The following is a 20512-nucleotide window of genomic DNA, read 5'->3' as shown; positions in this document are numbered from 1 at the left end:
GAACCTGCCGCAGCGATGGACGTGCGGCGGGCCTCTCGCACACCCACGTACCCAGGACCTCGGCCCGAGCCTCTCCGCCTTCGCGAGCTGACAGCGCCGTCCGCCCCGCCCTCGCGCCACCGTGCCTGTCTCATGAGAGGCGACCCACCATGCCGCTGCATGTCCCCCCGGCTCCCGCGCCCGCACTTCGCTCCGTCATCACCGCACTCGGGTCCCCCACCGCGGTCCGCGAGGCCCGAACTCCCGCCCTGCGCTCCACCCAGGGACCCGCCACCCCCGAACTGCCGTTGCCGGTGCATGTCCTGGACGGCATCACCGCCACCGGCCCCGCCACCACCCGGCTCGCCGGCTGGCGGTTCCTGATCCGCTGCGGCGACCGTGCCGTCGCCGCCGCCGAGACCCGGCTGACGCCCGACGGGTGGGCCTTCTCGCACTTCTTCGAGGGCCCCTACATCACGTCCACCGAGCGCGCGCTGCGCCAGGCCGAGACGATGCAGGCGCCCTACCAGCCACGGCTGCTGTCCATCCCCGGCCTGTACATGCTGGCCCTGTGGCTGCACGGCGACATCGCCGCCGACGCCTCGGCCGGCCATCCCGAGCCCACGGATCTGCTGGTCCCGCTGGCCCCGGCACCGCCCGGCATCGCGGCCCACCGACCGCATCAGGCCGCCGACCTCCTCTCGGTGCTGACCCGCCGCGTGACCCGGGCCCCGCTGCTCGGCTCGCCCGCCTGACCGTTCCCTTCCGAGGGTCCCGTGCCCCGCCGCCGCTCGCCGGCCGCGGGGCACGGCGCTGGGCGCGACGGCAGCCCCACCATGGCGCTCGTACGAGCGTCGACGCGCTCCCCAGAGCCCTCGACCTGGATGGACTAGCCCCATCCGGCCCCCTCGAACCACCCGAATTGACAGTGCAGTTGGGATGAACCGTCCGCGCGGGTGATGCGTCCTCAACCTGTGAGAAGCGGTGCACCGAAATCCCTGCGGATCGACGCTCGTAGGGCAACACTGGGTTCGAACCACTTGTCGCAACGGGGGCGGCCATGAACAACACGTCACAGCGAAAGATCCCACCCATGTGCCAGCACCAGCCACCGTGTCCCTCCGCAGACTCCGCCGACCGGGAATCGGCGCGCCTCCTGGCGCACCACCCGGAACAGGGCTGGAGCCTGCTGTGCAACGGCGTTCTGCTCTTCGAGGACACCGGTGAGCTCCTGCCCGACGGTCAGATCATCGCCCCGCACCGCCCGCTGGGCGCCGGCCAGGTGGTGACCGCGGCCTGAGCACGGCCGGGCGGTCGACCGACCGCGCGGAGACCTTGGGGGCCGGTCCGCAGACCCGTTCTGCGCTCCGGCCCCGACGCACGTCCGGCGGTGGTCACTCCCCGTACCCCACCACCGTCCCTGCGGTGACGGCTACTTGAGCGCGTCCCGGATCGCGTAGTACGCGGGCTTGGGCCGCAGCTCCTCGTCCCAGGGCAGGGCGGCGCCCTCACCCTCGAAGAACGCCGGGATCCACGAGTACTTGTCCGTGTAGTCCCACAGCGTGATGCCCACGCACCGGCGCACCGCGAGGCACGCCTCGGTCAGGTCCCCGTACCACTCGGCCTGCGTGGCCAGCTTCTCCTCGTCCGCGGGCAGGTACATCCGGATGTCGACCTCGGTGAGCGCCGTCTCCAGACCGAGCCTCGAGAAGCGGCGGAGGTTGTCCTCAAGCGTGGCCGGATAGCCGTACTGCAGCGCCAGATGGGCCTGGAGGCCGATGCCGTGCAGGGGGACGCCCTGCGCCTTCAGCTCCTTGGCGAGCCGGTAGTAGGCGTCGCTCTTCGGGCCGACCGACTCGATGTTGTAGTCGTTGAGGTACAGCTTCACCCGCGGGTCGGCCTGGTGGGCCCAGCGCAGGGCGTCGGCGATGTAACCGGGGCCGAGGGTCCGGTAGAAGATCGTGTCCCGGTAGGTGCCGTCCTCGTTGAAGGCCTCGTTGACGACGTCCCAGGCGAAGACCTTGCCCCGGTAGTGCCGTACCTCCGTCTGGATGTGCTTCTTCAGTACGGCCCTCAGCTCGCCGGCCGTCCACTCGCGGCCGGTGAGCCAGTCGGGCAACTGGCTGTGCCAGACCAGGGTGTGGCCGCGGACCTTCTGGTGGTTGGCGCGGGCCAGGTCGACGATCTCGTCGCCCTGCGAGAAGTCGAAGACGCCCTGCTGGGGCTCCGTGGCGTACCACTTCATGCCGTTGCCGGGGGTGATCTGGTCGAACTCGCTGCCGAGCAGCGAGACGTACGGGGCGTCGGTGAGCTCGGGGTTGTCGGTGGCGCTGCCGAAGTAGCGGCCGTGGCGCTGGGCGAGGTCGGCGAGCGTGGGCGGCTCGTCGTGGGCCACGGCGGCCGGCCCGGTCACGGCGACCAGCACGGCGGCGAGGGCCCCGACGACTGCGAGACGGTTCTTGCGCATGGTGCGACTCCTCACGGAACAGGGGTGGGTGAGCCGTACGTCCGCGGCGCGGGTCATCCCTTCGTGGCGCCGGCGGTGAGACCGCCGACGAGCTGGCGCTCGGCGACGGCGTAGAAGGCGAGGGCGGGGACCATGGCGAGGACGAGATAGGCGAACACCCGGGCCACGTCCTGCGAGTACTGGCCCTGGAACTGCTGAACGCCGATCGGGATGGTCCACCAGGTGGGCTCGTTGAAGACGAGCAGCGGCAGGAAGAAGTTGTTCCAGCTGGTGACGACGGCCAGCACCGAGACGGTGCCGAGCGCGGGCCGCGCCATGGGCAGCAGCACCCGCCAGAAGAAGCCGAGCGGACCGCAGCCGTCGAGGGTGGCCGCCTCCTCCAGCTCACCGGGGATCTGCCGGAAGAAGCCGCGCAGGATGATGATGGTCATCGGCAGCCCGAAGGCGGCCTGCGGCAGGATCACACCCAGGGGGTTGTCCAGCAGGTTCATCTCGCGCAGCAGCAGGAACAGCGGCAGCGCCGCCACCGCGAAGGGGAACATCAGGCCCATCGTGAACAGGGTGAACAGCACCTCCCTGCCCCGGAAGGCGAACCGCGCGAAGGAGAACGCGGCGAGCGCCGAGGCGGCGACCACGAGGGCCGTCGTGGCCACGGCGATCAGGGTGCTGTTGCCGACCAGCCGCCAGAAGTCGCCCGTGGCCAGGATGTCGGTGTAGTTGCCGGTCACCCAGGGGTCGGGCAGCCCGATGGGGTTGCGGGAGAGCTGGTCGGTGGACTTGAAGCCGGAGAGCACCGCGTACAGCAGGGGGATGCCCATCACCGCACCGACCACGATCAGGACGACGTGCAGCGGCAGGGAACGCCCGCGCTTGGTGGAACGGACGGTCACGTGCCGCCTCCCCGCATGGTGGTGGTCGCGCCCTCCAGGTCCCGGCGGAGCACGAACCGCTGGTAGGCGAGGGCGAAGACGAGGCTGATGCCGAACATGACCACGCTGATCGCGCTGGCATATCCGACCTGGTAGCGCTTGAAGCCGAACTGGAACATGGTCACGGCCATGGTCTCGGAGTGATGGTCGGGGCCGCCCGCGGTGACCACCCAGACGAGGTCGAAGAGCTGGATCGCCCCGATGACGGACAGGAAGACGCTGATCCGCAGGGTGGGCGCGAGCAGCGGCAGGGTGACACTGCGGAACCGCTGCCAGGGGCCGGCGCCGTCGATCAGCGCCGCCTCGTGCAGTTCCTTGGGGATGGACTGGAGTCCGGCCAGGTAGAGCATCATGTGGAAGCCGAAGTACTTCCAGGTCATGACCAGGAAGAGGGTGGCCATCACCATGTCGGGATCGGCGAACCACTCACCGCCCAGCCCTTCCAGGCCCACCCCGTCGAGGATCTCGTCGGCGAGCCCCTCGCCCGGCGCGAAGATCATGGCGAACAGCACACCGGTGATGGCCTCGGAGAGCACGTACGGCGCGAAGAACAGCATCCGGTACACGGCCCGGCCGCGCATGCGCTGGTTGAGCGCGACGGCCATGGCGAGCGCGAACGGCAGTTGCAGCACCAGCGAGAGCACGACCAGGAAGAGGCAGCGCCACAGGTCGCCGAGGAAGACCGGGTCCTTGAAGAGGCGGGTGAAGTTGTCGACGCCGATGTAGTCGGAGGGCATGCCGAAGCCGCCCCACCGGAAGAAGGCGGCGTACAGCGCGAACAGGATCGGCAGCAGGACCAGGACGCCGAACAGGGCGAGGGCGGGCACCTGGAAGGAGACCGCGGTGAGCCAGTTCAGCGCCCGGCGCCTGGCCCGCCCCCGGCCCGCCGGAGCGGCCGGGGGCGGGAGGTCGAGGCCGGGACCGCTCCGTTCGTCCTTGAGCGAGGTGAAGGTCATCTGCGCCTACTGCTCTTCCTTCGCGACCTGGGTGATCGAGTCGGCGACCTGCTCGGGCGACTTGGACCCGGCGATCAGCGCCCCGACGCTGTCGTTGACCTCCTGGCCGAGGGCGGGCGCGTACGCCTGGTCGAGGTAGAGCTGGAACCCGGTCGCGGCCGTCAACTGCTGCTGTACGGCCTTGATGTTGGGGTCGGTGATGGCGCTCGCGGCAGCCGGGACGACGGGGAGCACGCCGGTCTTCTTGACCAGTTCGCGGTCGGTCGCCTCCGAGGCGAAGAACTTCAGGAAGTCCACCGCCGCCTGCGGGGCGCCGCTGCGCAGGGCGTGCCCGCCGCCTCCGCCGAACACCTCGGTGATCGCGCCCTGTCCGCCCTCGACCGTGGGGAAGGGGAAGAAGCCGAGGTCGTCCCCGAGGCCCTTTCCGGCGTCAGCCTGCACGACGGGCGCCCACTGGCCCATGAGCTCCATGGCCGCCTTGCCGTTGCCGACGGTGGCCGCCTGCCCGGTGGGCCCGGAGTAGGAGGCGCCGAGGAAGCCCTTCTGGAACGGCTCCAGTTCGACGAGTTCCTTGAGGTGCTCGCCGGCCTGGACGAGACCGGGGGCGGTGAAGTCCTTGTCCTCGTTGGCCTTCTGCAGGGCGCCGGCACCGGCGGTGCGCATGGCCAGGTAGGCCCAGTAGTACATGCCGGTCCAGGTCTCCTTGCCCGCGAGGGCGAGCGGAGTGACACCGGCGGACTTCAGCTTGCCGACCGCCTCCAGGAAGGCGCTCCAGGTGGCGGGGGGCCCGCTGATGCCCGCCTTCTTGAACAGCGCCTTGTTGTACCAGAAGCCGATCATGCCGATGTCGAAGGGAATGCCGTACAGCTTCTCGTCGACCAGGTACGGCTCCTTGGCGACGGGCACCAGCCCTTCGGCCCAGTCCTTGGTGCGGTCCGTGAGGTCCTCGACCAGGCCGGCGTCGATCTGCTGGCGCAGGACGCCCCCGCCCCAGGTGTGGAAGATGTCCGGAAGCTTCCCGGAGGCGGTCAGCGCCGTCATCTTCGACTTGTAGGCGTCGTTCTCCAACTGGACGATCTTTATCTTCACCTTGGGGTTCTGGGCCTCGAACTTCTTTGCGAGAGCTGCCCATACGTCCTTCGTGGGCTGAGTGGTGGAGATGTTCCACCACTCGACCGTGGTCGTGCCGTCGGACGACCCTCCGTCCGAGTCGCCGCCGCAGCCGCTCAGTGCCGTCATGCTCAGACCGGCTGCGGCGGAGGCCGCCAGGAAGCCGCGGCGGGACAGTGCCGGGTCGCCCATCATGCACTCCTCGATTTCGAAAGTTTCGGTGTGAATCCAGAAAGCTTCGCTGCTGCCGCACCCTAGAGACAGCTCTCGACGGGTGGCAACCCCTCGTGCACAGGGAATCCGACTCCGACGCGTCCAAGGTCGGGAGGAAGCCGGGTTCAGCCGGCCTCCGGGCCCCGCTCCCGGTACTCGAACCAGTCGAACGCCGCGCTGCCCGCGGTGACATACATGCCGATGACCCGTCCGGTGAAGCCGCCCACGACCTGGGTGGAGAGATACCGCCCGTCCAGTTCGGCCACCGTGCGGGCGCCCTGCGGGCTTTCGACCGAGAAGACGATCGTGTCGGGCCCGCCGGGGCGCACACCCTCCGCGGGCGGCGGCGCGGCGGCCGTACGGAACTCGACAGCCAGGGTCACGGGCCCGGCGGGCACGGGGAGTTGGGCCACGCACTGGCGCAGCGGGCCGATCCGGGCCAGCACGCTCACCGTGCCGTCGTGCGCCTCGACGTCGTAGTGGTGCGCCTCGTCCATGCGGACCGACAGGCCCGCGCGGCTGCCCGGGGCGCCGTCGAGGCGGGTCGCCACCCGGCAGTCGTGGTGCTGCTGGCGACGGCCGACGAAGGTGTGGCCCGGCCGGTCGAGGCTGTCGCCGGTGGCGTGCAGGGTGAGCCATCCCGGGCGCTCGGCGGTCGACCACTCCGGGCGGCGGCGCGGGGAGATGAAGTGCGGGGCAAGGACGGGCGCGTCGAAGTCGTCCCGGGCGGGCTCGGGCGGGAAGGGGTGCAGGGCGGCCGGTGCCTCGTACCGCTCGCGCACCGTGCCGACGAACGGCCAGCCGTCCACCCACTCCACCGGGGCCAGGAAGGTCTCCCGGCCGAGGACGTGGAACTTCGGGAAGAAGCCGCGCGGACGCGTCCCGAGCAGCACCATCCACCACCTGCCGTCGGCCGTCCGGACGAGGTCCGCGTGACCGGTGCACCGGATGGGCAGCCCGGTGCTGCGATTGCTCACCACGGGGTTGTGCGGGGCCGGTTCGAAGGGTCCCCGGGGCGTGCGCGCCCGGGCGATCGACACGCTGTGCCCGTCCGCGGTGCCGCCCTCGGCGACCATCAGGTACCACCACGCCCCGACGCGGTACAGATGCGGCCCCTCGGGATCCGCCATGCCCGTTCCGGACCAGACGGGGAGCGGCCCTTCCAGCACCTTCCCGGCCACCGGGTCGATGCGCGCGAGCCCCACCCCGGCGACGGCGCTCCAGCACGTGCCGTCCACGTCCCAGGCCAGGTCGGGGTCGATCCCGGGCAGGTCGATCCACACCGGGTCCGACCAGGGGCCCTCGGGGCGGTCGGCGGTGACGAGGAAATTGCCCCCCGCGCCGACGTTGGTGGTGATGACGTGAAAGCGGCCCTCGTGGTGGCGGATCGTGGGTGCGTAGATGCCGTCGGAGGCGCGCAGGTCGTGCGGCACCTCGAACTGCTCGGGCCGGTCGAGGACATTGCCGATCTGCCGCCAGTTGACGAGGTCGCGGCTGTGGAAGAGCGGCAGTGCGGGAAAGTACTCGAAACTGGAGCAGACCAGGTAGTAGTCCTCACCGACCCGGCACACACTGGGGTCGGGGTGGAAGCCGGCGAGGACGGGGTTGTCGTACGTCCGCATGCGTCAGTCCTTCCGAGGACCGAGCGAAACATTCGGTCCGGTGGGCGAACATTACGGAGCGGACTGTAAGGGGACCGGCGAGGGCGGACAAGAAGCCCTGTCGGCCCCCGGGCGTTCAGCGGCCGTCGATCACCTCCTTGAGCGCGAGGTTGAGTGCGAGCACGTTCACGCGGGGTTCACCGATGAAGCCGAGGGTGCGTCCCTCGACGTGGTCGGCGACGAGCCGCCGGACGCGGGCGAGGGAGAGGTCGTTGCGGTCGGCGACCCGGTGGACCTGGAGTTCGGCGTAGGCCGGGGAGATGTCCGGGTCGAGTCCCGAGCCGGAGGAGGTGACGGCGTCGGGGGGTACGTCGGAGGGCCTGACCCGGTGGCCGGCGGTCGAGTTCTCCTCGGCGACCTCGGCCTTGGCCTCCTCGATCCACCGGACGAGCTCGGGGCTGTCCGCCGAGCGGTTGGTCGCGCCGGAGACGGTCAGCCGGTACTGGGTGTTGACCGTGTTCTCCCCCAGTCCGCCCGCGGGGCGGGGCTGGAAGTAGTCCAGGCCGTAGCCCTGTTGTCCGATCAGGGCGGAGCCGACGACCCGGCCGTCCGCCGTCACCTCCGAGCCGTTCGCCTCGGTACGGAAGAGCGCCTGCGCCACACCTGTGACGGCCAGCGGATACAGGACGCCGGTGAGCAGGGTCATCACCAGCAGCGCCCGGAGCGCCGCGCCCAGCAACCGGCCTGTGTTCACCACGGAGTTGTTGTTCATGGTCCTTCACCCGATCCCGGGGATCAGCGAGACGATCAGATCGATGAGCTTGATGCCGACGAACGGGGCGATCAGTCCGCCGAGTCCGTAGACCGCGAGGTTGCGGCGGAGCATCCGGTCCGCGCTCATCGGCCGGTACCGCACCCCGCGCAGCGCGAGCGGCACCAGCGCGATGATGATCAGCGCGTTGAAGACGACCGCGGACAGGATCGCCGAGTCCGGCGAGGACAGGCGCATGATGTTCAGCCTGTCCAGGCCCGGATGGACGGCCGCGAACAGCGCCGGGATGATCGCGAAGTACTTCGCTACGTCGTTGGCGATCGAGAAGGTGGTCAGCGCGCCCCGGGTGATCAGCAACTGCTTGCCGATCTCCACGATCTCGATCAGCTTCGTCGGATCCGAGTCGAGGTCGACCATGTTGCCCGCCTCCTTGGCGGCCGACGTCCCCGTGTTCATCGCCACGCCGACGTCCGCCTGGGCGAGCGCGGGGGCGTCGTTCGTCCCGTCGCCCGTCATCGCGACCAGCTTTCCGCCGGCCTGCTCCCGCTTGATCAGCGCCAGCTTGTCCTCGGGGGTCGCCTCCGCGAGGAAGTCGTCGACGCCGGCCTCCGCCGCGATGGCCTTGGCGGTGAGCGGGTTGTCCCCCGTGATCATGACGGTCCGGATGCCCATCCGGCGCAGTTCCCCGAACCGCTCGCGCATGCCCTCCTTGACCACGTCCTTGAGGTGGATGACGCCGAGCACGCGGGCCCCGTCGGCGTCCTCGACCGCGACCAGCAGAGGCGTACCGCCCGCCGCGGCTATCAGCTCGGCCGACTCCCGGGCGTCCTCGGCGCCTCGGCCGCCCTGCCCGCCCACCCAGGACAGCACCGAACCGGCCGCGCCCTTGCGGACCTTGCGCCCGGCGACGTCCACCCCCGACATCCGGGTCTGTGCGGTGAAGGGGATCCACCGCGCGTGCGCCGACTCGCCCTCGCGCCGCTCAGGCAGCCCGAACCGTTCCGTGGCCAGGGCGACGACCGAACGGCCCTCGGGCGTCTCGTCGGCCAGCGACGACAGCCGGGCGGCCTCCGCCAGCTCGACGGCGGTCACCCCGCGCACCGGCACGAATTCCACCGCCTGCCGGTTGCCGTGCGTGATGGTGCCGGTCTTGTCGAGCAGCAGCGTGGAGACATCGCCCGCGGCCTCGACGGCCCGCCCCGACAGGGCGAGCACGTTGCGCTGCACCAGCCGGTCCATGCCCGCGATGCCGATCGCGGAGAGCAGGGCGCCGATGGTGGTCGGGATCAGACAGACCAGCAGCGCCACCAGCACGACCATCGTCGGACGGGCGCCCGCGTGGTCGGCGAGCGGCGGAAGGGTGGCGCAGGCGAGCAGGAACACGATCGTCAGCGACGCCAGCAGGATGTTCAGCGCGATCTCGTTCGGCGTCTTCTGCCGCGCGGCGCCCTCGACCAGGTTGATCATCCGGTCGACGAACGTCTCCCCCGGCCTGGTCGTGATCTTCACGACGATCCGGTCGGAGAGCACGGTGGTGCCGCCGGTGACGGCCGAGCGGTCCCCGCCCGACTCCCGTACGACAGGCGCCGACTCACCGGTGATCGCCGACTCGTCGACGCTGGCCACGCCCTCGACGACGTCCCCGTCACCGGGGATGACGTCACCCGCCTCGCAGACGACCAGATCGCCGACCTGCAGCTCGGTCCCGGCGACCACGGTCCCGTCGGTCCTGCGGGCCATCGTGCCGGTCCTGGCCCGGCGCAGGGTGTCCGCCTGCGCCTTGCCGCGTCCTTCGGCCACGGCCTCCGCGAGGTTCGCGAAGAGGACCGTCAGCCACAGCCAGGCGCTGATCGCCCAGCCGAACCCGTCCTCGGGGTCCGCGAAGGAGAACCCGGTGGTCAGCACCGAGCCGACCAGCACCACGAACATCACGGGGGACTTGATCATCACCCGCGGATCGAGCTTGCGGACGGCGTCCGGCAGGGACCGCAGCAGCTGCTGCGGCGCGAACAGGCCCGCGCCGACGGTGTGCGGGGCCCGCGCAGGGGCGGGGGCGGTCAGGGTGTCCTCGTGCTGCGTCACGTCGATGGTCATGCCGCCAACCCCTCGGCGAGCGGTCCCAGCGCGAGAGCCGGGAAGTAGGTCAGTCCGGTGATGATCAGGATGGCGCCCACCAGCACGCCGGTGAACAGCGGTTTCTCGGTGCGCAGGGTGCCCGCGGTGACCGGCACCGGCCGCTGCCCGGCGAGCGAGCCGGCCAGCGCCAGCACGAACACCATGGGCAGGAAGCGGCCGAGGAGCATGCACAGGCCGAGGGTGCTGTTGAACCACTGCGTGTCCGCGTTGAGCCCGGCGAAGGCCGAGCCGTTGTTGTTGGCGGCGGAGGTGTAGGCGTAGAGGATCTCGGAGAACCCGTGCGCCCCGCCGTTGGCCATCGAGTGGGGCGGAGTGGGCAGGGCCATCGCCGCGGCGGTGAGGACCAGCACCAGGGCCGGGGTGACGAGGATGAAGCAGGCCGCAGCCTTGATCTCCCGGGTGCCGATCTTCTTCCCCAGGTATTCGGGCGTACGACCGACCATCAGACCGGCGAGGAACACCGCGATGATCGCCATGACCAGCATGCCGTACAGGCCGGAGCCGGCGCCGCCGGGCGCGATCTCGCCGAGCATCATGCCGAGCAGGGCGATGCCGCCGCCGAGCCCGGTGAAGGAGGAGTGGAAGGAGTTCACCGCACCGGTCGAGGTGAGCGTCGTCGACGTGGCGAAGAGGGAGGAGGGGCCGATCCCGAAGCGGACCTCCTTGCCCTCGTACGCCCCGCCGGCGATTTCCGGCGCCGGGCCGTGATGGGCGAACTCGGCCCACATCATCAGTGCCGCGAAGCCGAGCCAGATGACGCCCATGGCGGCGAGGACGGCGTACCCCTGCCGGACCGAGCCGGTCATCACCCCGAACGTCCGGGTCAGGGAGAACGGGATGACGAGCATCAGGAAGATCTGGAAGAGGTTCGTGAACGGCGTCGGATTCTCGAACGGATGCGCGGAGTTGGCGTTGAAGTAGCCGCCACCGTTGGTGCCCAGCAGCTTGATGGCTTCCTGCGAGGCGACGGCACCCCCGTTCCACTCCCGCGCGCCACCCGTGAACTGGCCGACCTCATGGATGCCGGAGAAGTTCTGGATGACTCCGCAGGCGGCGAGCACGACTGCCGCGACGACGGCGAGCGGCACCAGTACGCGTACGATGCCGCGCACCAAGTCAGTCCAGAAGTTGCCCAGTTCACCGGTGCGCGACCGCGCGAACCCGCGTATCAGGGCGACCGCGACGGCCATGCCGACCGCGGCGGAGACGACGTTCTGCACGGCGAGGCCGGCGGTCTGCACGACATGGCCCATGGCCTGTTCACCGGCGTAGGACTGCCAGTTGGTGTTGGTCACGAAGGACACGGCGGTGTTGAACGCCTGGTCCGGATCGATCGACGTGAAGCCCAGCGAGCCGGGCAGTACGCCCTGGAGCCGCTGGAGGGCGTACAGGAGGAGGACTCCGACGAGCGAGAAGGCCAGCAGGGCGCGCAGATAGGCGGGCGGGCGCATCCGGGTGTCGGGGTCGGCTCCGATCGTCCGGTAGATCCACTTCTCGACGCGCCAGTGCCGGTCGCCGGAGTAGACCCGGGCCAGGTGGTTGCCGAGGGGGATGTGGACGAGGGCGAGCGCCCCTGCCAGTGCCAGCAGCTGGAGCACGCCGGCGAGTACGGGACCCATCAGCGCTCAGAACCTCTCGGGGAAGATCAGGGCGAGGACGAGATAGCCCAGCAGGGCGACGGCCACGACGAGGCCGACGACGTTCTCGGCGGTCACAGCCTGGTCACCCCCTTGGCGACGAGAGCCACCAGCGCGAAGACCGCGACCGTGGTGACGACGAAGGCCGCATCGGCCATCGTGAGCTCCTGGAGTTGAGATGCGGTGTGAAACAGGGACGGGTAGAGCGAACCTCTCCCCTGACCGCATCCGACCGTTGTTGACAGCTCCCATACGGTCTGCCGTCCACCCTTGACGGTTCTCTTACGCCGACGGCCGAAAGCCGTGGTCGACGCCCTATCGTGACCGGCATGCAGTCCTACACGATCGGCCAGGCCGCACGACTTCTCGGGGTCAGCCCGGACACCGCCCGCCGCTGGGCGGACGCGGGCCGGATGGCGACCCATCGCGACGACAGCGGCCGGCGGCTCATCGACGGCCGGGACCTGGCCGAGTTCTCGGTGGAGCTCGCCAGGACGGCGACCGCACCCGACGAGGAGGCCCCCTACACCTCGGCCCGCAACGCCTTCCCCGGCATCGTCACCGCGATCAAACTCGGTGACGTGGCCGCCCAGGTGGATATCCAGGCGGGCCCGCACCGGCTGGTCTCCCTGCTCACCCGGGAGGCCGTGGAGGAGCTGGGCCTGGAGGTCGGCATGGAGGCCACGGCCCGGGTGAAGTCGACAAACGTACACATCGACCGCGCGTGAGCGGTGCCGCACATACGAACCTCCACCCTCCTCTCCCCTTGCTCATACGAAGGACCAGGAGACTTACCCCTCGCATCTGCGTAAGTATGATCGGCGTATGCGAGGGGAAGCCCGGCGGTCAGTCCCGGCGGCTTCCTCCCCAGAAGACCGAGGGAGTGGACCCGTGATGACCCTTTACGCCCGCCGGACCCGCAGAACCGTGCAGGCAGCCGGCGCGGGAGCCGCCGTACTGCTCCTGCTGAGCGCCTGCTCCTCGTCGTCCGAGTCCTCCTCCGAGGCGTCCGGCTCCTCGGGCTCGCCCAAGCTCTCCGGCACGGTCACCGTGTTCGCCGCCGCCTCCCTCCAGGAAAGCTTCACCGAGCTCGGTGAGACGTTCGAGAAGGAGCACCCCGGCACCGAGGTCACCTTCAGCTTCGGCGGCAGCGACACCCTCGCGGCGAACATCACGGGCGGCGCTCCCGCGGACGTGTTCGCCGCTGCCAGCCCGAAGACCATGGAGATCGTGACGGCCGCAAAGGACGTGGCGGGCACCCCGTCCACCTTCGCCCGCAACCAACTGGAGATCGCCACCCTGCCGGGCAACCCCGACCGGATCTCCTCCCTGAAGGACCTCACCGCGCCAGGCCTGAAGGTCGTCCTGTGCGACAGGACCGTGCCGTGCGGCGCCGCGGCGGACAAGGCACTGACGGCAGCGGGCCTGAAGGTCACGCCGGTCTCCTACGAGCAGGACGTCAAGGGCGCCCTGACGAAGGTGGAGCTCAAGGAGGCCGACGCCGCCGTCGTGTACCGGACGGATGTGCAGGCGGCGGGTGACAAGGTGGACGGCGTGGACTTCCCCGAGGCCGCCGACGCCATCAACGACTACCCGATCGCCCTCCTCAAGGACGCGCCGAACCCGGACACGGCCAAGGCGTTCATGGCACTGGTGCGGTCCGCCGAGGGCCAGAAGGTCCTGACCGAGGCCGGGTTCCTGAAGCCGTGACGCACCCCGCCGAGACCTTGAAGGGCGGACCCCGGCGCCCGCGGCCCCGTCTGGTGCCGCTGCCGCTGCTGCTCCCCGCCCTCCTGGGTCTGGCGTTCCTGGTCGTCCCCCTGATCGCCCTGCTGGTCCGCACCCCGTGGAGCACCCTCCCGGACCAGCTGACCAGCCCCGAGGTCTGGGACGCCCTGCGGCTGTCCCTGCTCTGCGCGACGGCGGCCACCGCGCTGAGCCTGTTCCTGGGGGTCCCCCTGGCCTGGCTGCTGGCCCGGACCGACTTCCCCGGCCGCGGTCTGGTCCGCGCCCTGGTGACGCTGCCCCTCGTCCTGCCCCCGGTGGTGGGCGGTGTGGCGCTGCTCCTGGCGCTGGGCCGCAACGGCGTGGTGGGCCAGTGGCTGGACAACTGGTTCGGCGTCACCCTGCCGTTCACGACGGCGGGAGTGGTGGTGGCGGAGACCTTCGTGGCGATGCCGTTCCTCGTCATCAGCGTCGAAGGCACGCTCCGGGCGGCGGACCCCCGCTACGAGGAGGCGGCCATGACCCTGGGCGCGTCCCGCTTCACGGCGTTCCGCAGGGTGACGCTGCCGCTGATCGCGCCGGGCATCGCGGCCGGAGCGGTCCTCGCCTGGGCCCGCGCCCTGGGCGAGTTCGGCGCCACCATCACCTTCGCGGGCAACTTCCCGGGCCGGACCCAGACCATGCCCCTCTCGGTCTACCTGGCCCTGCAATCCGACCCAGCAGCCGCCATCGCCCTGAGCCTGGTGCTCCTGGCGGTGTCCATCACGGTGCTGGCCGCACTCCGGGACCGATGGATGACGACCCCATGACCGACACCCCCCAGGGCCTGGCCACCCGCCTGGTCGTCGACCGGGACACCTTCCACCTCGACATCGGGCTCACCGCCGCCCCCGGCGACGTCGTGGCCCTGCTCGGCCCCAACGGCGCGGGCAAGACCACCGCCCTGCGGGCCCTCGCCGGCCTGGTCCCCCTGACCGCCGGCCACCTCCACCTCGACGGCACCCCCCTGGACCGCACACCCCCCGAGCACCGCCCCGTGGGCGTCGTCTTCCAGGACTACCTCCTCTTCCCCCACCTCACCGCCCTCGACAACGTCGCCTTCGGCCCCCGCTGCCAGGGCGCCACCAAGGCCGACGCCCGCGCCCAGGCACACACCTGGCTGGACCGCATGGGCCTCGCCGACCACGCGCACGCCAAACCCCGCCACCTCTCCGGCGGCCAGGCCCAACGCGTCGCGCTGGCCCGCGCCCTTGCCACGAGCCCCCGCCTCCTGCTCCTCGACGAGCCCCTCGCGGCCCTGGACGCCCGCACCCGTCTGGAGGTCCGGGCCCAGCTGCGCCGCCACCTCGCCGAGTTCGCGGCGGTGGCGGTCCTGGTCACCCACGACCCCCTGGACGCCATGGTCCTGGCCGACCGGCTGGTCGTCATCGAGCAGGGCCGGATCGTCCAGGAGGGCACCCCCTCGGACATCGCCCGCCACCCCCGCACGGACTACATCGCCCAGCTGGTGGGCCTGAACCTCTACAAGGGCACGGCCGAAGGCCATACGGTCCGGCTGGACACGGGCCCCCTCATCACCACCACCGAGGACCTCGCCGGCCCGGTGTTCGTCGCGTTCCCCCCAGGCGCGGTCACCCTGTTCCGCGACCGCCCCACCGGCGCCAGCGCCCGCAACCTCTGGCACTGCCGGGTCGAAGGGCTGGAGACCCACGGCGACCAGATCCGCGCCGCCCTCACCGGCGAACTCCCCCTCGCCGCCGACCTCACCACGGTCGCCGCGGCAGAGCTGGACCTGCACCCGGGGGCCCCTGTCTGGGCGACGGTCAAGGCGACGCAGACCCACGCGTACCCCGCATAGGCCGGTCCGACCAGCAGAAAACAGCAAAGGGGCTCCCCCGGGCCGTACCGCCCTGGGGAGCCCTTCGCCTACGCCGGATCAGTCCTCGTACGCGTCCATCGGCGGGCACGAGCAGACCAGGTTCCGGTCACCGAAGGCCTGGTCGATACGGCGCACCGGCGGCCAGTACTTGTCCGCGGCCGAGACCCCGCCCGGGAACACGGCCTCCTCACGGCTGTACGCGTGCTCCCACTCGCCGCCCAGCGCGGCGGCGGTGTGCGGAGCGTTCCGCAGCGGGTTGTCGTCCGCGGCCCACTCCCCGGAACCGACCTTCTCGATCTCCCCGCGGATGGCGATCATCGCCTCGCAGAACCGGTCCAGCTCGATGAGGTCCTCGGACTCGGTCGGCTCGATCATCAGCGTGCCCGCCACCGGGAAGGACATCGTCGGCGCGTGGAAGCCGTAGTCGATGAGGCGCTTGGCGACATCGTCGACGCTCACGCCGGTGGCCTTGGTCAGCTCCCGCAGATCGATGATGCACTCGTGCGCGACCAGCCCGCCGGGACCGGTGTACAGCACCGGGTAGTGCGGCTCGAGGCGCTTGGCGATGTAGTTCGCGCTGAGCACGGCGACCTGCGTGGCCCGCTTCAGCCCTTCGCCGCCCATGAGCCGGACGTACGACCACGAGATCGGCAGGATGCCCGCGGAACCCCACGGCGCCGCCGAGATCGGCCCGACACCGGTCTCGGGCCCGGCACTCGGCTGCATCGGGTGGTTCGGCAGATACGGCGCCAGGTGCGCCCGGACACCGACCGGACCGACGCCCGGACCACCGCCGCCGTGCGGGATGCAGAAGGTCTTGTGCAGGTTCAGGTGCGAGACGTCACCGCCGAAGTGACCCGGCTTGGCCAGGCCCACCAGGGCGTTGAGGTTGGCGCCGTCGACGTAGACCTGGCCGCCCGCCTCGTGCACCTGCGCGCAGATGTCGGCGACGTGCTCCTCGAAGACACCGTGCGTGGAGGGGTACGTGATCATCAGCACCGACAGCTCGTCGCGGTACTGCTCGATCTTCGCCCGCAGGTCCTCGACGTCGATCTCGCCGTCCCCGGCGGTCTTGACGACGACGACCTTCATGCCCGCCATCACGGCGCTGGCGGCGTTGGTGCCGTGCGCGGAGGACGGGATGAGGCAGACGGTGCGCTGCTCGTCGCCGTTGGCCCGGTGGTAGCCGCGGACGGCGAGCAAACCGGCCAGCTCGCCCTGCGAGCCGGCGTTCGGCTGGAGGCTGACCTTGTCGTACCCGGTGACCTCGGCGAGACGTTCCTCCAGCTCGCGGATGAGCGTGAGGTAGCCCCCGGCCTGCTCCTCGGGCGCGAAGGGGTGCAGCTGCCCGAATTCGGGCCAGGTCACCGGCTCCATCTCGGTCGTCGCGTTCAGCTTCATCGTGCAGGAACCCAGCGGGATCATGCCGCGGTCGAGCGCGTAGTCACGGTCGGCGAGGCGGCGCAGGTAACGCAGCATCGCGGTCTCCGAGCGGTACTGGTGGAAGACCGGGTGGGTCAGGAACTCGTCCTGGCGCACCAGCGCCGCCGGCAACGCGTCCTCGGCCCGGACGTCCAGCGCCTCGACGTCCCCGTCGACCCCGAAGGCGCTCCACACGGCACCGAGCTGGGCCCGGCCGGTGGTCTCGTCGCAGGCGAGGGAGACGTGGTCGGCGTCGACCAGCCACAGATTCACGCCGTTGTCCCGCGCGGCCGCGACGACCTCGGCGGCCCGTCCGGGCACCCGCATGGTGAGCGTGTCGAAGTAGGAGCCGTGCACGACCTCGACCCCGCCGGCGGTGAGTCCAGCGGCCAGGATCGAGGTGTAGCGGTGGACCCGCCGGGCGATGCTCTTCAGCCCTTCGGGCCCGTGGTAGACGGCGTACATGCCGGCCATGACGGCGAGCAGCACCTGCGCCGTACAGATGTTGCTGGTCGCCTTCTCCCGGCGGATGTGCTGCTCACGCGTCTGCAGCGCGAGGCGGTAGGCCCGGTTGCCGTCGGCGTCCACGGACACTCCGACCAGCCGGCCGGGCAGGCTGCGCGCGAACTTCTCGTGCACGGCCATGTAGCCGGCGTGCGGACCGCCGAAGCCCATCGGCACACCGAAGCGCTGCGTGGTGCCGACCGCGATGTCCGCGCCCAGCTCGCCCGGCGAGGTCAGCAGCGTCAGCGCGAGCAGATCGGCGGCGACGGTGACCAGCGCGCCCAGCTCATGGGCCTGCTCGATGACGGGCTTGATGTCCCGTACGGCACCGGAGGCGCCGGGGTACTGGATGAGCACGCCGTTGATCTCGCGCGAGGCGATCTCGGCCGGGATGCCCTCGCTCAGATCGGCGACGACCACCTCGACGCCCGTCGGCTCGGCCCGCGTCTCGATCACGGCGATGGTCTGCGGAAGGGCGTCCGCGTCGATCAGGAACAGGCCCTTCTTGTTCTTGCCCATGCGCCGGGACAGGGCCATGGCCTCCGCGGCGGCCGTGCCCTCGTCGAGCAGCGAGGCACCGGAGGTGGGCAGCCCGGTGAGCTCGGCGACCATCGTCTGGAAGTTCAGCAGGGCCTCGAGGCGGCCCTGCGAGATCTCCGGCTGGTACGGCGTGTAGGCCGTGTACCAGGCCGGGTTCTCCATGACGTTGCGCAGGATGACGGGCGGGGTGAACGTGCCGTAGTACCCGAGCCCGATCATGGAGTCGAGCACCTGGTTGCGGTCGGCGAGGCTCCGCAGCTCGGCAAGCACCTCGGCCTCGGTGCGCGCGCCCGGCAGGTCGAGGGCGTCGGCGTTCTTGATCACATCCGGCACCGCGGCGGCGGTGAGCTCGTCCAGCGAGCCGTAGCCGACCTGGGCGAGCATCTTGGCCCGAGCCTCATGGTCAGGACCGATATGACGCTGCTCGAAGGGGATCCCTTGCTCGAGCTCGGAGAGCGGAATGCGATAGGCGGTCATTGCGGAGGCCTCCTGGTCGACACGACCTTCGAGGGGCACCACGGCACGGGTACCCGGACGGCCTCCCCCTCTGTCATCTCAACCTGAGAGCTTCACCGGAGGCACGCGGGCGTCCGGCTTTCACCGTCGGTGAGAGCGGGAGCCGTCGGCGGCACCCGCTCTGCTTTCCAGAGTGACCTCGTCCGTGCGGTACGTGGGCCTGAGAGATTCCGGGGAGGATTTGCTCCTTCGGCGCCTCCGGATGGTGTCCGGAGGACTCTCCCGCACGGGGTCAGCAGCCGCTGTCAGCCTACCAGCGAGGTCAACGCCCAGGCGTTCGAGTGGCCGGGGGCCCGAATGTGCTCTTTCGTAGTGCTTACGGATGAGTTGCGACCAAGTGGAGGGCACGTGCAGACCGACATCGATCCGCGCAACCTGATCGGCCGCAAGGCGTTCGACCGCAACGGTACAAAACTCGGCACCATCGACGAGGTCTACCTCGACGACGCCACCGGCGTACCGGAGTGGGCAGCCATACGCACGGGCCTGTTCAGCAGGGACGCCTTCGTCCCCCTGGAGCCCAGCGAACTGGTGGAGGGCACCCTGCGCGTCCCCTTCGACCGCTCCCTCATCAAGGACGCCCCCGACTTCGGAGTGGGCCGCCACCTCTCCCCCGAGCAGGAACTCCAGCTCTACCACCACTACGGCCTGGACCTGACCTCCCCCCCACCCCCCGACCACGACTTCGGCAAATTGGCAAACACAGAAGAAGCAGACACCTGACCCGCCCCACACAACTTCGCCGCAGCTGCGCGGCCCCATAGCCGCGCGCCGCATGCCCCGCCAATCCCACAGCCGCGCGAAGGCGCTCCCCTCGGCCCCGCAGCCTCGTCCCGCGGGCCGCACGCCACAGCAACCCCCCAGCCGCGCCACGGCATGCCCCAAAACCTGCAGCGCATGGCCGCACCCCTGGCGGCTGTCGGCAGCTCTGTGACTGCGCGAACGCATGCCCCCCGCATCTGACGGCGCCCATGCCCCGCAGCTGCATAGCCGCGTCCCTCGTAGCTCCGCAACGGCAGGCGGTAACCGGACGACGCCTGCCTCATAACGCGGGAGCCGCGGGGCCCGATCCCAGCGCCCCTCCGGCTGCGCGACCGCGCACCCGCGCAACTGCGCGCACCTCGAGGCCGCCCCAGCCGCGGGCAGTCGTGCCGCTGGGGCGGCACGGGTGGGCGCGGCGGCACCCCGCCGGCGCGGGCGAGCGCACCCACCTCCCGGCGCGCCCAACCGCCGGCACCGATCACCCCAGGACGAGCGCGACCACACCTCACGCCCGCACCTCACCCGCAGCAGCAACACCCGGCGCCCGCGGAACCAACGGCAACGGCTCCGCAGGAGACAGCTGGGGATCATCCACCCGAAACGTCCGCACCCGCCCCGGCCCGGATTCCGGCGTCTCGAACCGCACCGTCACCCGCCCCACCCCACTCCCCTGCACCCACCCATGCCCGAACTCGGCATGCCGAACGTCATGCCCGGCAGCCCACCGCCGCTCCACGGGCGCCCCCGCTTCCGCCGTCACCACCCCCGCAGCCGCCGCCTCGACCGCACCGTCCTCCCCCGGATCCTCCGCACTCCGCCCCCGCTCCCCCGCGGCCTGCGCGAACAGATCCTCCTGCGTGTAGTCGGCAAGCCCGCTGACGCCCACCCCCAGCAGCCGCACACCCCCGGTCGTGTCCACCGACTCCAGCAACCGGCCCGCGGCCTCCCGCACGACCGCCGGATCATCCGTGGGCCCCCGCAACGTCTCGGACCGAGTCAACGTGGAGAAGTCGTACCGCCTCACCTTCAGTACGATCGTCCGCCCGGACAGCCCAGCCTCCCGCAACCGCCGCACACACCGGTCCGCGAGCCGCTGCACCTCCAGCCCCACCCGCACCCGGTCATGGATGTCCACGTCGTACGTGTCCTCCACGGACACCGACTTCGTCTCCCGTTCGGCCACCACCGGCCGCTCGTCCCGCGCCAGCGCCATGGCGTACAGCGCATGCCCGTGCGCCTTGCCCAGCAGCCGCACGAGCTCGTCCTCCCCGGCCTCGGCCAGCTCTTCGACCGTGTGGATCCCGGCCCGCCGCAGGTGGTCCCCGGTGGCCGGCCCCACCCCCGGCAGGGTCCGCACGGACATC

General features: G+C 70.8%; 18 protein-coding genes and 1 riboswitch. Of the genes, 7 read left to right on the top strand and 11 right to left on the bottom strand.

The window, feature by feature from the left end:
• Positions 1 to 149 precede the first annotated feature (149 nt).
• Both M8H82_RS14720 and M8H82_RS14715 read left to right on the top strand, forming a co-directional pair.
• On the top strand, positions 150 to 734 hold the full coding sequence (locus tag M8H82_RS14720; RefSeq protein ID WP_250073933.1) for a hypothetical protein: 585 nt from the start codon (positions 150 to 152) through the stop codon (positions 732 to 734).
• A gap of 338 nt (positions 735 to 1072) precedes the next feature.
• On the top strand, positions 1073 to 1279 hold the full coding sequence (locus tag M8H82_RS14715) for a DUF5999 family protein (RefSeq protein ID WP_250073930.1): 207 nt from the start codon (positions 1073 to 1075) through the stop codon (positions 1277 to 1279).
• A 132-nt stretch (positions 1280 to 1411) separates the two neighbouring features.
• On the opposite strand, the gene M8H82_RS14710 is transcribed toward M8H82_RS14715, so the two are convergent.
• The 9 genes from M8H82_RS14710 to kdpF form a co-directional block, all read right to left on the bottom strand.
• Complete coding sequence (locus M8H82_RS14710) at positions 1412 to 2446, bottom strand: endo-1,4-beta-xylanase (RefSeq protein WP_250073928.1); 1035 nt, start codon at positions 2444 to 2446, stop codon at positions 1412 to 1414.
• A 53-nt stretch (positions 2447 to 2499) separates the two neighbouring features.
• Positions 2500 to 3264, bottom strand: coding sequence for a carbohydrate ABC transporter permease (locus tag M8H82_RS14705; protein WP_284048921.1), 765 nt, complete (start codon positions 3262 to 3264; stop codon positions 2500 to 2502).
• A 68-nt stretch (positions 3265 to 3332) separates the two neighbouring features.
• Complete coding sequence (locus tag M8H82_RS14700) at positions 3333 to 4331, bottom strand: carbohydrate ABC transporter permease (RefSeq protein ID WP_250073923.1); 999 nt, start codon at positions 4329 to 4331, stop codon at positions 3333 to 3335.
• Positions 4332 to 4337: 6 nt separating this feature from the next.
• A complete protein-coding gene (locus M8H82_RS14695; protein ID WP_250073921.1) occupies positions 4338 to 5633 on the bottom strand; it encodes an extracellular solute-binding protein in 1296 nt (431 codons plus the stop codon).
• Positions 5634 to 5779: 146 nt separating this feature from the next.
• Positions 5780 to 7276 carry a glycoside hydrolase family 43 protein gene (locus tag M8H82_RS14690; RefSeq protein ID WP_250073919.1) on the bottom strand — a complete coding sequence of 499 codons (1497 nt, stop codon included), beginning with the start codon at positions 7274 to 7276 and terminating at the stop codon, positions 5780 to 5782.
• 115 nt (positions 7277 to 7391) lie between these two features.
• Positions 7392 to 8027: a potassium-transporting ATPase subunit KdpC gene (kdpC, locus tag M8H82_RS14685; protein ID WP_250073917.1), complete on the bottom strand. Its 636-nt coding sequence runs from the start codon at positions 8025 to 8027 to the stop codon at positions 7392 to 7394.
• 6 nt (positions 8028 to 8033) lie between these two features.
• Positions 8034 to 10121 (bottom strand): potassium-transporting ATPase subunit KdpB, encoded by a 2088-nt coding sequence (gene kdpB, locus M8H82_RS14680; protein ID WP_250073915.1) that lies wholly within the window; start codon positions 10119 to 10121, stop codon positions 8034 to 8036.
• The gene (kdpA, locus tag M8H82_RS14675) at positions 10118 to 11782 is read right to left on the bottom strand and encodes a potassium-transporting ATPase subunit KdpA (protein ID WP_250073913.1); all 1665 of its coding nucleotides are present in this window, start codon (positions 11780 to 11782) and stop codon (positions 10118 to 10120) included. Before kdpA ends, kdpB begins: the two co-directional genes overlap by 4 nt.
• Positions 11783 to 11788: 6 nt before the next feature.
• Positions 11789 to 11878, bottom strand: a complete 90-nt coding sequence (gene kdpF / locus M8H82_RS14670) for a K(+)-transporting ATPase subunit F (protein ID WP_009326374.1) — start codon at positions 11876 to 11878, stop codon at positions 11789 to 11791.
• Positions 11879 to 12129: 251 nt separating this feature from the next.
• Here kdpF and M8H82_RS14665 point away from each other — a divergent pair, with 251 nt between their 5' ends.
• The 4 genes from M8H82_RS14665 to M8H82_RS14650 all read left to right on the top strand — a co-directional run bounded on the left by M8H82_RS14665 (position 12130) and on the right by M8H82_RS14650 (position 15383).
• Entirely contained in the window at positions 12130 to 12528 is a 399-nt protein-coding gene (locus M8H82_RS14665; RefSeq protein WP_250073911.1) for a molybdopterin-binding protein, read from the top strand.
• A gap of 166 nt (positions 12529 to 12694) precedes the next feature.
• On the top strand, positions 12695 to 13510 hold the full coding sequence (gene modA / locus M8H82_RS14660) for a molybdate ABC transporter substrate-binding protein (RefSeq protein WP_250073909.1): 816 nt from the start codon (positions 12695 to 12697) through the stop codon (positions 13508 to 13510).
• Complete coding sequence (locus M8H82_RS14655; protein ID WP_250073907.1) at positions 13507 to 14334, top strand: ABC transporter permease; 828 nt, start codon at positions 13507 to 13509, stop codon at positions 14332 to 14334. The genes modA and M8H82_RS14655 overlap by 4 nt, the downstream gene beginning before the upstream one ends.
• Positions 14331 to 15383: an ABC transporter ATP-binding protein gene (locus M8H82_RS14650; protein ID WP_250073905.1), complete on the top strand. Its 1053-nt coding sequence runs from the start codon at positions 14331 to 14333 to the stop codon at positions 15381 to 15383. Before M8H82_RS14655 ends, M8H82_RS14650 begins: the two co-directional genes overlap by 4 nt.
• Positions 15384 to 15461: 78 nt before the next feature.
• Here the strand turns inward: M8H82_RS14650 and gcvP are convergent, their stop codons facing one another.
• Positions 15462 to 18347, bottom strand: coding sequence for an aminomethyl-transferring glycine dehydrogenase (gcvP, locus tag M8H82_RS14645; RefSeq protein ID WP_250073903.1), 2886 nt, complete (start codon positions 18345 to 18347; stop codon positions 15462 to 15464).
• 177 nt (positions 18348 to 18524) lie between these two features.
• A riboswitch (glycine riboswitch) is annotated at positions 18525 to 18621 on the bottom strand.
• A 113-nt stretch (positions 18622 to 18734) separates the two neighbouring features.
• Between gcvP and M8H82_RS14640 the strand changes: the two genes are divergently transcribed.
• A complete protein-coding gene (locus M8H82_RS14640; protein ID WP_250073902.1) occupies positions 18735 to 19109 on the top strand; it encodes a PRC-barrel domain-containing protein in 375 nt (124 codons plus the stop codon).
• Positions 19110 to 19653: 544 nt separating this feature from the next.
• Here the strand turns inward: M8H82_RS14640 and M8H82_RS14635 are convergent.
• The coding region (locus tag M8H82_RS14635; RefSeq protein WP_250073900.1) for a helix-hairpin-helix domain-containing protein at positions 19654 to 20512 on the bottom strand (859 nt) is incomplete at its 5' end.

Origin of the sequence: Streptomyces sp. YS415 (genome assembly GCF_023544665.1) — a bacterium.
In the GTDB taxonomy this organism is placed as follows: Bacteria; Actinomycetota; Actinomycetes; order Streptomycetales; family Streptomycetaceae; genus Streptomyces.
The sequence above is the reverse complement of the archived record's forward strand: the minus strand, read 5'-3'. Positions and strand labels throughout refer to the sequence as shown.

Excerpts from the sequence above, each read along its gene's own strand:
- M8H82_RS14720 (WP_250073933.1), top strand. The coding sequence starts at position 150 with ATGCCGCTGCATGTCCCCCCGGCTCCCGCGCCCGCACTTCGCTCCGTC.
- M8H82_RS14715 (WP_250073930.1), top strand. The coding sequence starts at position 1,073 with ATGTGCCAGCACCAGCCACCGTGTCCCTCCGCAGACTCCGCCGACCGG.
- M8H82_RS14710 (WP_250073928.1), bottom strand. The coding sequence starts at position 2,446 with ATGCGCAAGAACCGTCTCGCAGTCGTCGGGGCCCTCGCCGCCGTGCTG.
- M8H82_RS14705 (WP_284048921.1), bottom strand. The coding sequence starts at position 3,264 with ATGGGCATCCCCCTGCTGTACGCGGTGCTCTCCGGCTTCAAGTCCACC.
- M8H82_RS14700 (WP_250073923.1), bottom strand. The coding sequence starts at position 4,331 with ATGACCTTCACCTCGCTCAAGGACGAACGGAGCGGTCCCGGCCTCGAC.
- M8H82_RS14695 (WP_250073921.1), bottom strand. The coding sequence starts at position 5,633 with ATGGGCGACCCGGCACTGTCCCGCCGCGGCTTCCTGGCGGCCTCCGCC.
- M8H82_RS14690 (WP_250073919.1), bottom strand. The coding sequence starts at position 7,276 with ATGCGGACGTACGACAACCCCGTCCTCGCCGGCTTCCACCCCGACCCC.
- kdpC (WP_250073917.1), bottom strand. The coding sequence starts at position 8,027 with ATGAACAACAACTCCGTGGTGAACACAGGCCGGTTGCTGGGCGCGGCG.
- kdpB (WP_250073915.1), bottom strand. The coding sequence starts at position 10,121 with ATGACCATCGACGTGACGCAGCACGAGGACACCCTGACCGCCCCCGCC.
- kdpA (WP_250073913.1), bottom strand. The coding sequence starts at position 11,782 with ATGGGTCCCGTACTCGCCGGCGTGCTCCAGCTGCTGGCACTGGCAGGG.
- M8H82_RS14665 (WP_250073911.1), top strand. The coding sequence starts at position 12,130 with ATGCAGTCCTACACGATCGGCCAGGCCGCACGACTTCTCGGGGTCAGC.
- modA (WP_250073909.1), top strand. The coding sequence starts at position 12,695 with ATGACCCTTTACGCCCGCCGGACCCGCAGAACCGTGCAGGCAGCCGGC.
- M8H82_RS14650 (WP_250073905.1), top strand. The coding sequence starts at position 14,331 with ATGACCGACACCCCCCAGGGCCTGGCCACCCGCCTGGTCGTCGACCGG.
- gcvP (WP_250073903.1), bottom strand. The coding sequence starts at position 18,347 with ATGACCGCCTATCGCATTCCGCTCTCCGAGCTCGAGCAAGGGATCCCC.